The 12117-nt window shown below is 72.8% G+C and carries 10 protein-coding genes; 4 read left to right on the plus strand and 6 right to left on the minus strand.

Annotated features, from left to right (window positions below; genetic code table 11):
- The first annotated feature begins 127 nt into the window (after positions 1-127).
- A complete protein-coding gene (smc, locus tag RISW2_RS05825; protein ID WP_043767825.1) occupies positions 128-3583 on the plus strand; it encodes a chromosome segregation protein SMC in 3456 nt (1151 codons plus the stop codon).
- Positions 3584-3589: 6 nt separating this feature from the next.
- Here the strand turns inward: smc and RISW2_RS05830 are convergent, their stop codons facing one another.
- Complete coding sequence (locus RISW2_RS05830) at positions 3590-3898, minus strand: HNH endonuclease family protein (protein WP_043767961.1); 309 nt, start codon at positions 3896-3898, stop codon at positions 3590-3592.
- A 93-nt stretch (positions 3899-3991) separates the two neighbouring features.
- On the opposite strand from RISW2_RS05830, the gene RISW2_RS05835 reads away from it, so the two are divergent.
- Both RISW2_RS05835 and RISW2_RS25910 read left to right on the plus strand, forming a co-directional pair.
- On the plus strand, positions 3992-5047 hold the full coding sequence (locus RISW2_RS05835; RefSeq protein ID WP_341872007.1) for a TIGR03862 family flavoprotein: 1056 nt from the start codon (positions 3992-3994) through the stop codon (positions 5045-5047).
- Entirely contained in the window at positions 5047-5193 is a 147-nt protein-coding gene (locus tag RISW2_RS25910) for a hypothetical protein (RefSeq protein ID WP_425277785.1), read from the plus strand. Before RISW2_RS05835 ends, RISW2_RS25910 begins: the two co-directional genes overlap by 1 nt.
- An 18-nt stretch (positions 5194-5211) precedes the next feature.
- Here RISW2_RS25910 and RISW2_RS05840 read toward each other — a convergent pair whose 3' ends face one another.
- The 4 genes from RISW2_RS05840 to leuS all read right to left on the minus strand — a co-directional run bounded on the left by RISW2_RS05840 (position 5212) and on the right by leuS (position 9964).
- Positions 5212-5802 (minus strand): glutathione S-transferase family protein, encoded by a 591-nt coding sequence (locus tag RISW2_RS05840; protein WP_043767828.1) that lies wholly within the window; start codon positions 5800-5802, stop codon positions 5212-5214.
- A gap of 79 nt (positions 5803-5881) precedes the next feature.
- A complete protein-coding gene (gene holA, locus RISW2_RS05845) occupies positions 5882-6907 on the minus strand; it encodes a DNA polymerase III subunit delta (protein ID WP_043767830.1) in 1026 nt (341 codons plus the stop codon).
- Positions 6904-7401, minus strand: coding sequence for an LPS assembly lipoprotein LptE (gene lptE, locus RISW2_RS05850; RefSeq protein ID WP_043767833.1), 498 nt, complete (start codon positions 7399-7401; stop codon positions 6904-6906). Before lptE ends, holA begins: the two co-directional genes overlap by 4 nt.
- The gene (gene leuS / locus RISW2_RS05855; protein ID WP_043767835.1) at positions 7388-9964 is read right to left on the minus strand and encodes a leucine--tRNA ligase; all 2577 of its coding nucleotides are present in this window, start codon (positions 9962-9964) and stop codon (positions 7388-7390) included. Before leuS ends, lptE begins: the two co-directional genes overlap by 14 nt.
- Before the next feature lie 231 nt (positions 9965-10195).
- Here leuS and RISW2_RS05860 point away from each other — a divergent pair, with 231 nt between their 5' ends.
- Positions 10196-11455: a glycosyltransferase gene (locus RISW2_RS05860; RefSeq protein ID WP_043767837.1), complete on the plus strand. Its 1260-nt coding sequence runs from the start codon at positions 10196-10198 to the stop codon at positions 11453-11455.
- 12 nt (positions 11456-11467) lie between these two features.
- Here RISW2_RS05860 and RISW2_RS05865 read toward each other — a convergent pair whose 3' ends face one another.
- Positions 11468-11974 carry a DUF3576 domain-containing protein gene (locus RISW2_RS05865; protein WP_043767839.1) on the minus strand — a complete coding sequence of 169 codons (507 nt, stop codon included), beginning with the start codon at positions 11972-11974 and terminating at the stop codon, positions 11468-11470.
- Between the last annotated feature and the right edge of the window lie 143 nt (positions 11975-12117).

Consider the following 12117-nt stretch of genomic DNA (forward strand, 5'->3'; position numbering starts at 1 on the left):
TGGAGGTTCGCAATATCTTGTGGAGAACCTGGCATTCCGCCGCGACATGCAGCCCAAGGCGATTGACTCGTCCTCCCCCTGACCCGCACAATGCGGACCGCAGGCACAATCCGGGGGCGCACCGCCCATGCGTTTTTCACGACTGAGACTGTCGGGTTTCAAGAGCTTCGTCGATCCGACCGAACTGGTGATCCAGGACGGCCTGACCGGCGTCGTCGGGCCGAACGGCTGCGGCAAGTCGAACCTGCTCGAGGCGCTGCGCTGGGTCATGGGCGAGAACCGTCCGACCGCCATGCGCGGCGGCGGGATGGAGGACGTGATCTTCGCCGGCGCCGCCTCGCGGCCCGCGCGCAACTTCGCCGAGGTCACGCTGACCATCGACAACGCCGAGCGCCTGGCGCCCGCGGGGTTCAACGATGCCGACCAGCTCGAGATCGTGCGCCGCATCACCCGCGACGCCGGCAGCGCCTACAAGGCCAACGGCAAGGAGACGCGGGCGCGCGACGTGGCCATGCTGTTCGCCGACGCCTCGACCGGCTCGCAATCCCCGGCGCTGGTGCGGCAGGGCCAGATCTCCGAACTCATCAACGCCAAGCCCAAGGCGCGGCGCCGCGTGCTCGAGGACGCCGCGGGGATCGGCGGGCTCTACCAGCGCCGCCACGAGGCGGAGCTGAAGCTCAAGAACACCGAGACCAACCTGACCCGCGTCGACGACGTGGTCGAGGGGCTCGCCACGCAGCTGCAATCGCTCGCCCGGCAGGCCCGGCAGGCGGCGCGCTACCGCGCCATCGGCACCGACCTGCGCCATGCCGAGGGGCAGCTTCTCTACCGCCGCTGGCGCGATGCGGATGCCGCACGCGCCGAGGCGGGCGCGGCGCTCCGGGCCGCCATGACCGAGGCCGCCCGTGCCGAGAAGGCCGCGCGCGAGGCGACCGCCGTCCGCGAGGGCCGAGAGGAGGCGCTGCCGCCCCTGCGCGAGGAGGAGGCCATCGCGGCCGCCGTCCTGCAGCGCCTGACCGTCGAGCGCGACGCGCTGACCGAGGCGGAGCGCCGCGCCGCGGACGCCATCGCCACGCTCAAGGCCCGGATCGAGCAGCTGACCCGCGACATGGAGCGCGAGGGCGGGCTGAACCGGGACGCCGGCGAGACCATCGCGGCGCTCGAACGCGAGGCGGAGGAGCTGGCCCAGGCCGGCGAGGGCCACGAGGCGCGGCTCGAGGAGACGGCGGAGGCGGCGCGCGAGGCGGCCGCGGTGCTCGAGGCGCGCGAGGCGGCGCTGTCCGAGCGCACCGAGGACCTGGCGCGGCTGTCGGCGCGCCACCAGTCGGCGCATCGGAGCCTGTCGGACGCGGTCAAGCTCTACGAGCGGGCCGAGGCCGAGGCGACCCGCGCCGGCGCCAGCGTGACCGAGGCCGAGACCCGGCTCGCGACCGCGGAGGCCACGCGCGCGGAGAGCGAGGCGCAGGCGGAACGTGCCCGCGGTACCGCCGAACGCGCCGAGGACGTGCTGGCCGAGGCCGAGCATGCCCGTGCCGAGACCCAGTCGCGCGAGGCCGACGCCCGCGCCGCGCGGTCGGCGGCCGAGGGCGAGCTGTCGGCGCTGCGGGCCGAGGTCGGCGCGCTGGCCCGGCTTCTCGACCGCGACACCGCGGAAGGCGGGCAGGTGCTCGACCGGCTGCAGGTCGAGCACGGCTTCGAGAAGGCGCTGGGGGCCGCGCTCGCCGACGACCTGCGCGCGCCCGAAAGCGATTCGGAAGGCGGATCGGGCTGGCGCGTGCTGCCGGCCTACGACGCCGACCAGCCGCTGCCCGCGGGCGTGACGCCCCTGTCGCGGCACGTGTCGGTGCCGGACGTCCTGGTCCGGCGGATGTCGCAGATCGGCCTCGTCGACGCCTCCGAGGGCGACCGGCTGCAGGCGGCGCTCGGGCCCGGGCAGCGGCTCGTCAGCCCCGCGGGCGACCTCTGGCGCTGGGACGGCTACCGGGCCGCCGCGTCGGACATGCCGTCCGCCGCGGCACTCCGGCTCGAGCAGCTGAACCGGCTCGAGGCCCTCAGGGCCGAGAGCGCCGAGGCCGAATCGCGACTCGACGGCGCGCGCGCCACCCACGAGGGGCTGAGCGCGCGCCTCGCGGACCTCACCCGCGCCGACAAGGCCGCGCGCGAGGCCCGCAGACAGGCCGACCAGGCGGTGACCGAGGCGACGCGCGCCGCGAGCCGCGCCGAAGCCGACCGCGACATGGCCGAGACCCGGCTCGAAAGCGCGCGCCTCGCCGTGGCGCGGCATGCCGACGAGATGACCGAGGCCCGCGCGCGGCGCGTCGAGGCGGAACGCGCGGTGGCCGCCCTGCCCGATCTCGACGCCGCCCGCGCCGAGCTCGAGGACATCCGCATGACCGTCGAGGCCGCGCGCATGACCATGATGGCGCGCCGGTCCGCCCACGACGAATGCCGCCGCGAGGGCGAGGCGCGCAAGACCCGCACCCAGCAGGTGGCCAAGGAACTGTCGGGCTGGCGCACCCGGCTCGAGACCGCGAAGTCGCGCGGGGCAGAGCTCGAGGACCGCCGCGCCGCCGCGGAGGACGAGCTGGCCGATGCCGCCGCGAGGCCCGCGGAACTGGCCGAGACGCGCGAGGAGCTCGGCCAGCGCATCGAGACCGCAGAGGAGCGCCGCCGCGCCGCGGGCGACGCGCTGGCCGCGGCCGAGGCCGCGCTGCGCGACGCCGTCGCCACCGAACGCGACGCAGAGCGGACCGCGTCCGAGGCGCGCGAGAGCCGCGCCCGTGCCGAGGCCCGGGCCGAGGCCGCCGAGGCCGCCGCCGCCGCCGCGGCCGAGCGCATCGCCGACGAGCAGGAGACGACGCCCGAAGCGCTGCTCGAACGGCTCGGCACCGATGCCGACGCCCTGCCCCGCGCCGAGGAGATCGAGGCGCGCGTGAACCAGCTCAAGCGCCAGCGCGACGCGCTCGGCGCCGTGAACCTGCGCGCCGAGGAGGACGCCCGCGAGGTGCAGGCCGAGCACGACACCCTCGTGTCCGAGAAATCCGATCTCGAGGAGGCGATCCGCACCCTGCGCGCCGGCATCGCGAGCCTCAACCGCGAGGGCCGCGAAAGGCTGCTGACCGCCTTCGAGCAGGTGAACGCGAATTTCGGCCTGCTCTTCCGGCACCTCTTCAACGGCGGCGAGGCCAACCTCGTGATGGTCGAATCGGACGACCCGCTGGAGGCCGGGCTCGAGATCCTCTGCCAGCCGCCGGGCAAGAAGCTGTCGACGCTGTCGCTCCTGTCCGGGGGCGAGCAGACGCTGACGGCGCTGGCCCTGATCTTCGCGGTGTTCCTCGCGAACCCCGCGCCGATCTGCGTGCTCGACGAGGTGGACGCACCACTCGACGACGCGAACGTCACGCGGTTCTGCGACATGCTCGACGAGATGTGCCGCCGCACCGACACACGGTTCCTGATCATCACGCACCACGCGGTGACGATGGCGCGGATGGACCGGCTGTTCGGCGTCACGATGCAGGAACAGGGCGTGAGCCAGCTCGTCTCGGTCGACCTGCGCCGGGCGGAGAAGATGGTCGCCTGACACATCTCAGCGCCGCTTGCGCCGCCCGCCCGCGCTGCGCTTGTGGAAGGTCGGCGGCCGGCGCGCCACCCAGTCGAGGAACCGCGCGAGCCGCGGATCTGCGCGCAGCTTTTCCGGCGTGTCGAGGTCGCGCGCGAGTTCCGCCTCGGTGAACCGCGCGTGGATCTCGGAATGGCAGATCTGGTGCAGCAGCACCGTCGGCCCGCCCTTGCCGCCCTTCAGCTTGGGCACGAGGTGGTGCAGGCTCGACCGCGCCTCGGGCGGGATCGGCCGCAGGCAGAGCGGGCAGATCGGATCGCCCTGATCGTCGGTCATGTGCATGCGCCCCGGCCCTTGTTCCCCTGCCCGGCCTGCGCGATGTAGCTGGCGCCACCGCCGCCGGGATCAAGCACGAGGACCCGCCCCGCCATGCCATCCGCCCCCCTCACGCCCGACGCGCTGGTGATCGGTGGCGGCCCTGCGGGCCTGATGGCGGCCGAGATGCTGCTGGCCGCGGGACGGTCGGTCCTGCTGGCGGACCAGCGCCCGAGCCTTGCACGCAAGCTCCTGATGGCGGGCAAGTCCGGGCTGAACCTGACCAAGGACGAGGACGTCGAGACGTGCCTGCAGGCCTATGGCGGGGCGGCCGGCCGGCTCGGGCCGATGATCCGCGCCTTCCCGCCCGAGGCCGTCCGCTCCTGGGCCGAGGGGCTCGGACAGCCGCTCTTCACCGGCAGTTCTGGCCGCGTCTTTCCCGAGGCGATGAAGGCCTCGCCATTGGTGCGCGCGTGGCTCGGGCGGCTCGGCGCCGCGGGGCTCGCGGTGCGCACACGATGGCGCTGGACGGGCTGGACGGACGACGCGGCCACGTTCGAGACGCCGGAGGGCCCGGTGCGGGTCGCCGCCCGCACGACGATCCTCGCGCTCGGCGGGGCGAGCTGGGCGCGGCTCGGCTCGGACTGGCGCTGGACCGGGGCACTCGCGGAGATCGGCGCGCCCCTCGTGCCCTTCGCGCCGGCCAATGCGGGGCTCAAGATCCCGTGGTCGGACCACATGGCGCCGCATCTGGGCCGGCCTCTCAAGAACGTGGTCTTCCGGTCGGGCGGAATCGAGAGCCGCGGCGAGGCGGTCCTGAGCGCCGGGGGCCTCGAGGGAGGCGGCCTCTACCCGCTGTCCCCCGCGCTGCGCACGGGCGCCCCGCTGGCGATCGACCTCTGCCCGGACGTGGCGGCCGACACGCTTGCCGCCCGCCTCGCCGCGCGGCCCTCCCGCGAGAGCGCCTCGAACCGGGTGCGCAAGGCCGCGCGGCTCGGCCCCGTGGCGCGTGCGCTGGTGGCCGAGGTGGCGCGCCCCTGCCCGCGGAGCCGCGCACGCTGGCGGCGCTGCTCAAGGCGCTGCCGGTCCCCCATGACGGCCTCAGACCGCTCGACGAGGCGATCTCGACCGCGGGGGGCCTTGCCTTCGCGGGGCTCGACGAAGACCTGATGCTGGTCGCGCGGCCCGGCACCTACGCCGCGGGCGAGATGCTCGACTGGGAGGCGCCGACCGGCGGCTATCTGCTGACCGCCTGCCTCGCCACCGGCCGCTGGGCCGGGCTGGCCGCGGCGCGGCGCCTCGACGGGCCGACCTGAGCGCAGGCGCCCCCGGTCTCAGCTCTTCTCGCTGGCCCGGGCATAGGCCGGTCGGGCGCGCAGCCCGCGGGCGTAGTCCTTGAACGCGGCGGGCGGTTCGGGAAACTTCGCCGATACCGCCCAGCCGCCGCAATGCACCAGCACGATATCGGGCACGGTCATGGTCTCGCCCATCAGGAACGGGCCGGGGATCTCGGCCGTGAGCCGCTCGAGATTCGCCGCGAACTCGCCCTTGAGGCTGTCCTTCACGGCCGGCACGCGCGCGGCCTCGGGCAGGACGAAGCTGTGCCGGGCGGCAGTCCAGAGCAGCGCGTCGAGCTCGTCGAGGATGCGGAAGGTCCAGGCGTCCTGCCGCGCCCGTTCCGGCGTGCCGGCGGGAAAGGTCAGCGCGGCGTGCCGGTCCGCGAGGTAGGTCAGGATCGCCGAGGAATCGGGGACGACCGTCTCGCCATCCACCAGCACCGGGATCTTGCCCAGCGCCGAGACCCGCGTCACCTCGTCCGAGCGCGGCGCGGCGGGCACGTGGGCATAGTCCGCACCGATCTCCTCGAGAAGCCAGAGCGCGCGGAAGGCGCGGCTCTGGCGGGTGCCGATCAGGGTATAGCTCATCGCGCGCATCCTTGGCGTCAGGGCCTATGTCCGCGCGGACACTGCCCGAGCGTCGGTCCCGCGGCAAGTCCCGCGCCGTTCAGCGCCGCGCGAGCATGGCGAGGCGGATGAGCGCGCGTTCCACCAGCGCCATGGCCGGCGCGCGCTGCCCGGCCGAGCGCAGCGAGAGGTCGGTGTCCGTCAGGAGCCGCAGCGCCTGTTCGAGCCGCAGCATCCCCCAGCCCTGCGCCTGGCGCAGCATCCGGTCGCGGCGCGGCCCGAAAACCGGCGGGCGCAGCCGTGCCATGCCCTGCGCGGGGCCCGCGGGGTCGGCGGCGGCGGCGTGCAGCGCGCGGAAATGGCGGGTGGCGAAGATCACCAGCGTGACCGCTGCCACGCCCTGCGCCTCGAGCCGCTGCATCAGCGGGCCGATCGCGCCGGTCTCGCCCTCGGCGACCGCGTGCAGCACGTCGTCGACCGCGGCCTCGGACGTGGCCGGCGCCATCAGCGCGACCTCCTCGGCCGTGAGCGGCGCCGAATCGCCGTGCTTGTAGAGCGCGATCTTCTCCACGGTCTGGCGGAAGTCGCCGGGATCGAGGTGCCGCGCGAGGTCGAAGAGCGCGTCCGACGCCGCGCGCTCGATCTCCGTGAGCCCGGCCTTGGACAGCGTCGCCTCGATCTCGGCGCGCCCGGGCGGGTCGTTGTAGATCGCCGCCGCGTGCGCGTTCCGCGCGCCCTCGAAGAGCTTGCGCAGCTTCGAGCCGCCCTTGAGCACGCCCGCGGTCACCACGACCTGCGCATCGCCCGGCCGCCACGCGTCGAGCGCGGTCGCGACCGCCTCGGCGGTCCCGTCATTGGCGTCCTCGACGAAGGCGACGCGCGGGCCGGGAAAGAATCCCTGTGCCTTGACCGCGTCGAGGAGGAGCGCCGCGTCCTTGCGCAGGTCCGGGCCGGGGATTCGCGTGAGCCGCATCTCGGCCTCGCCCTCGGGACCGATCAGGGCGGCGATGACCTCCTGCCGGCGCAGCGCCACGCGCATCGCGTCCTCGCCCCAGATGAGCAGGCCCGCCGCATCCGGATCGGGCCGCGCGAAGAAGGCCGGCGCGTCGCGGGCCGAGAGTTTCATTCCGGCAGGGTCGGCGCCGCGAGGATCAGCGCGTCCACCACCCGGTCGGCGAGGATCGTCGTCACGCGCTGCAGCGCGTCCCTCTCGGAGGCGAGCGTCGAGACGTTCGAGCCGGTCGCGGAATAGCCGGTGAAGCTCTCGATCCGGTCCTCGAGCAGGAGCCGCCCGGTGCCGGTCTCGGTCAGGCGGTAGCGCGCCGAGCCGAGGATGCGGTAGCGCGTGGTAGAACCCGTCGAGGTGGTGCCGAGGTCGGTCTGCTCGGTCTCGACCGTCGCCTCGAGCGTGTAGCGCCCGAGCGCCGCGCGGTCGAGGCGTTCCTCGATCCGGCGGTTGAAGAGGTAGCCCGCCTGGTCCTCGGGCGCGGTCAGCGCGACCTCGCCCGTCAGCCGCCCCGCGCTGCCCCCGGGCCCGTAGGCGGGGGTGAAGCCGCAGGCCGGCAGGACGGCCAGCGCCGCGAGCGCGGCGAGGACGGCGCGGCGCTCAGAGCACCACATTGACGATCCGTCCCGGCACCACGATCACCTTCTTGGGCGTCCCGCCGTCGAGCGCCTTGAGCACGGCGTGATGCGACAGCGCGAGCGACTCGACCTCGTCCTTGGCCATGTCCTTGGGCACCACGATCTCGCCGCGCCGCTTGCCGTTGACCTGGATCGGCAGCGTCACGGTGTCCTCGACCATCATCGCCTCGTCCGCGACGGGCCAGGGCGCGTCGGCCACGAGGCCTTCTCCGCCCAGAACCTGCCACAGCTCCTCTGACAGGTGCGGCGTCATGGGAGACATGAGCTGCGCGAGCGTGCGCGCGGCGGCACGGCGGGCCTCGCCGCCGGCCTCGGCCTTGGACAGCGTCGCGGTGAAGGCGTAGAGCCGCGCGATCGCCGCGTTGAAGCCGAAGCTCTCGATGCCCTGCGTTACGTCGTGGATGGTCTTGTGCATCTCGCGCAGGAGGTCCTCGTCGCCGGGCCGGGCTTCGCTGTCGGCCTCCGCCGCCTCGGACACGATGCGGTGCACGCGGGCGAGGTGGCGGTGCGCCGCCTCTGCGCCCGCGGCGGTCCATTCCACGTCGCGCTCGGGCGGGCTGTCCGACAGCACGAACCAGCGCGCGGTGTCGGCGCCGTATTGCGACACGATCTCGACCGGATCGACCACGTTCTTCTTGGATTTCGACATCTTGGCCGAGGGCACGACCTCGACCTCGGCGCCACCCTCCCTGAGGAAGGCGCGCCCCTCGCGCAGTTCCACCGCCTCGGGGAAGTGGTATTCGGGGCGCCCGTCGGCCCCCGTGCTGCGGTAGATCGCGTGCGTCACCATCCCCTGGGTGAAGAGCGCGTCGAAGGGCTCGCGCGCGCTTTCCGGCAGGTGGCCGGTCAGGTGCATGGCCCGCGCGAAGAAGCGCGCATAGAGCAGGTGCAGGATCGCGTGCTCGATGCCGCCGATGTACTGGTCGACGTTCATCCAGTAGCGGGCCTCGTCGGGATCGGTGGGCGTCGCGGCGTCGGGCGCGGTGAAGCGCGCGAAGTACCACGACGAATCGACGAAGGTGTCCATGGTGTCGGTCTCGCGCCGCGCGGGCGCGCCGCAGGAGGGGCAGTCCACGTCGCGCCAGGTCGGGTGCCGGTCGAGCGGGTTGCCCGGCACGTCGAAGCTGACATCGTCGGGCAGGACGACCGGCAGGTTCTCCTTCTTCTCGGGCACGACGCCGCAGGTGTCGCAGTGCACCACCGGGATCGGGCAGCCCCAGTAGCGCTGCCGCGAGAGCCCCCAGTCGCGCAGGCGGAACCGGGTCACGCCCTGCCCCACGCCGTTCTCCTCGCAGAAGCCGATGGCGGCCTCGACGGCCGCGTCGCCGGTCTGCGCCTCGCCGCCGGCAAAGCCCGCCACGTAGCGCACGGTCTCGGGCTTGGGCGGCACGTAGGCCGGCCCGCCCTCCTCTGGGAGGATGAACGTCCCCTCCTCGCCCATGGCCGGCACGAAGACGGACCGCACTGGCAGGTCGTACTTGCGGGCGAAGTCGAGGTCGCGCTGGTCATGGGCCGGGCAGCCGAAGATGGCGCCGGTGCCGTAATCCATGAGGATGAAGTTCGCGATCCAGACCGGCAGTTCCCAACTCGTGTCGAAGGGATGGCGCACGGTCAGGCCGGTGTCGAAGCCGCGCTTCTCGGCCTTCTCGAGCTCCTCCTCCGAGGTGCCCATGCGGCGGCACTCGTCGCAGAAGGCGGCGATCTCGGGATTGTCGCGGGCCAGCTGCCGCGCGAGCGGGTGATCGGGCGACACGCCCACGAAGGACGCCCCCATCAGCGTGTCGGGCCGCGTGGTGTAGACCTCGATCCGGTCGAATCCCTCGGGCGCGTCCACGGTCGAGAAGGCGAACTGCAGCCCGCGCGAGCGGCCGATCCAGTTGGCCTGCATCAGCTTGACCTTGGCCGGCCAGTCGTCGAGCCCGTCGAGCGCGTCGAGCAGGTCCTCGGCGAAGTCCGAGATGCGGAAGAACCACTGCGTGAGCTCGCGCCGCTCCACCAGCGCCCCCGAGCGCCAGCCGCGGCCGTTCTCGACCTGCTCGTTGGCGAGCACGGTCATGTCGACCGGGTCCCAGTTCACCACGGCGTTCTTGCGGTAGACGAGCCCCGCCTCGAGGAAGTCGAGGAACAGCGCCTGCTGCTGTCCGTAATAGTCCGGGTCGCAGGTCGCGAACATCCGGCTCCAGTCGATCGAGAAGCCCAGCGGCTTCATCTGGTCGACCATCGTGTCGATGTTGTCGTAGGTCCACGTCTTGGGGTGCCCGCCCGAGGCCATGGCGGCGTTCTCGGCGGGCATGCCGAAGGCGTCGAACCCCATCGGGTGCAGCACGTTGTGCCCCGTGGAGCGCTTGTAGCGCGCGATGACGTCGCCCATCGTGTAGTTGCGCACGTGGCCGATGTGGATGCGCCCCGACGGGTAGGGGAACATCTCGAGCACGTAGTATTTCGGGCGGTCCTGGCTTCGGTCGGCGCGGAAGGTCAGGGCCTCGTCCCAGGCCTTCTGCCATTTCGGCTCGATCGCGGCGGGGTCGTAGCGGGACATGTCGGGTCTTCCTCGGGCGGGATCAGTGCGGCGGACGGAATGGATGGTCCTGCGGGTGATAGGACGCGCGCGCTTGAGCGTCCAGTGACGAAGCGGCCCCGCGCCCGCATCGCAGGCCCAGGGGCAACAGGAGGACGCCCGCGCGCGCCAGGCCTTGCCGCCGCGCGTTCCCCTGCGGCGCGCGATGTGGCAGAACCGTCAGGGACCCCGGGACCAGCGACGCGGACGGCCATGAACATCCTGATCATTCACCAGAATTTTCCCGGACAGTACAAGCACCTCGCCCCCGAGCTGGCGCGGGCCGGGCACCGCGTGGTGGCCCTGACGCCCAAGGTGAAGGAGGCCACGCGCTGGAACGGGGTCGCCGTCATGCCCTACGCGATCCAGGGCCGGTCGACCGAGGGCATCCATCCCTGGCTCCAGGATTTCGAGACCAAGCTCCTGCGCGGCGGCTCGTGCTATCGCGGCGCGCTGGCGTTGCGCGCGCAGGGTTTCACCCCGGACGTGATCCTCGCCCATCACGGCTGGGGCGAGAGCCTGTTCCTCAAGGATGTCTGGCCCAAGGCGCGGCTCGGACTCTACTGCGAGCTCTACCACCTCACGACCGAGGACTTCGTGAACTTCGACCCCGAATTCGAGCGGCCGGGGGCCGATAACGAACGCCTGCGCATCCGCATGAAGAACCTCAACAACCGCCTGCACGAGGAGGTCATGGACGCCGGCATCAGCCCCACGCGGTTCCAGGCCTCCACGTTCCCGGACCCCTGGCGGGACCGCATCACCGTCTCGCATGACGGCATCGACACCGACCAGGTGCGCCCCGACCCGGACGCGCGGCTCGAGGTCGCGGACGGCCGTGTCCTGACCCGCGCGGACGAGGTGATCACCTTCGTGAACCGCAACCTCGAGCCCTATCGCGGCTACCATGTCTTCATGCGCGCGCTGCCCGAGATCCTGCGCCGCCGGCCCGCCGCGCACGTGGTGATGCTGGGCGGGGACGAGGTGAGCTACGGCGCGCGCGCTCCCGAAGGGCGGACGTGGAAGCAGATTTTCATCGACGAGGTGCGGGGCCGGATCCCCGATGCCGACTGGGCTCGGGTGCATTTCCTCGGCCGCGTTCCCTACCCGCGATTCCTGTCGCTTTTGCAGGTGAGCCGGGCGCATGTCTACCTGACCTACCCGTTCGTGCTGTCCTGGTCGCTTCTCGAATCGATGAGCGCGGAATGCGCGATCCTCGCCTCGGACACCGCGCCCGTGCGCGAGGTGATCGCCGACGGCGAGACCGGGCTTCTGGTGGACTTCTTCGACGGCGCGGGCCTCGTCGATCGGCTCGAATCGCTGCTCGGCGACGCGGACCTGCGCGCGCGGCTCGGCCGGGCGGCGCGGGCGCGCATCGTCGCCGACTACGATCTCAGGCGGGTGTGCCTGCCGCGGCAGGTGGCGTGGGTCGACACGCTTGCGGCGCGCGATCCGCGACCGCCGCGCGACTGACGCGGCCCGCGATCAGAACCGCGAGTCCTCGCGGCGGAGCTGGCGCGCGCGGGTGAGAATCGCGTCCTCGACCGCGCGCACGGTGGCGGCGCTCGCCGGTCCCGACCGGGTCAGGATCGCGATGTTGAGCGAGCGCGCATCGAGCGCGGGATCGGTCACGTAGACCGTCGCGCGGTAGGGCTGGCCACCGCCCGGGGGCGTCCCGAATCCGGTGACGAAGACGCCGGTGAACGGATCGACGCTCTCGAGCGGCAGGAAGCTCAGCGTCTCGAGCGAAGCGTTCCAGATATACTTGTTCACCGCGCCGATCTGGCCCGGGTCCTGCCGCGGGCGGAAGATGTCCCAGATGGTCGAGGTGGGCGCGCGGCCGCGGCCGTAGATCTCGTCGTCGAGAATGTCCTGCGCGGGCCTCGTCTCCACCGGCGCGCGGCCGGGCGAACGGCTGAACGCCCCGCAGCCTGCCAGTGCCAGCGATGCGGCCGTCATCGCCGCGAGGGCTGCAACCCGTCCTGCCTTCATCGTTCCCGTCCCCGCCGCGCTGCTTTCCGGCAAATCTTTGCAACTCCTTACCTGTCCCGGCGCCGCGCGACAAGACGGCAGGATCCGCCCGCGCGGCGCGGGGTCGCCGGCGTCACATCCGGGCCCCTCGCGGCCTTGTGGCA

It is taken from the genome of Roseivivax isoporae LMG 25204, from assembly GCF_000521865.1.
GTDB lineage: Bacteria > Pseudomonadota > Alphaproteobacteria > Rhodobacterales > Rhodobacteraceae > Roseivivax > Roseivivax isoporae.

What these genes read in the sequence shown, in the direction of transcription:
- RISW2_RS25910 (WP_425277785.1), top strand. Translation starts at nt 5,047, where the DNA reads ATGCTGGTCGCGCGGCCCGGCACCTACGCCGCGGGCGAGATGCTCGAC.
- RISW2_RS05860 (WP_043767837.1), top strand. Translation starts at nt 10,196, where the DNA reads ATGAACATCCTGATCATTCACCAGAATTTTCCCGGACAGTACAAGCAC.
- holA (WP_043767830.1), bottom strand. Translation starts at nt 6,907, where the DNA reads ATGAAACTCTCGGCCCGCGACGCGCCGGCCTTCTTCGCGCGGCCCGAT.
- RISW2_RS05835 (WP_341872007.1), top strand. Translation starts at nt 3,992, where the DNA reads ATGCCATCCGCCCCCCTCACGCCCGACGCGCTGGTGATCGGTGGCGGC.
- RISW2_RS05840 (WP_043767828.1), bottom strand. Translation starts at nt 5,802, where the DNA reads ATGAGCTATACCCTGATCGGCACCCGCCAGAGCCGCGCCTTCCGCGCG.
- leuS (WP_043767835.1), bottom strand. Translation starts at nt 9,964, where the DNA reads ATGTCCCGCTACGACCCCGCCGCGATCGAGCCGAAATGGCAGAAGGCC.
- lptE (WP_043767833.1), bottom strand. Translation starts at nt 7,401, where the DNA reads ATGTGGTGCTCTGAGCGCCGCGCCGTCCTCGCCGCGCTCGCGGCGCTG.
- smc (WP_043767825.1), top strand. Translation starts at nt 128, where the DNA reads ATGCGTTTTTCACGACTGAGACTGTCGGGTTTCAAGAGCTTCGTCGAT.
- RISW2_RS05830 (WP_043767961.1), bottom strand. Translation starts at nt 3,898, where the DNA reads ATGACCGACGATCAGGGCGATCCGATCTGCCCGCTCTGCCTGCGGCCG.
- RISW2_RS05865 (WP_043767839.1), bottom strand. Translation starts at nt 11,974, where the DNA reads ATGAAGGCAGGACGGGTTGCAGCCCTCGCGGCGATGACGGCCGCATCG.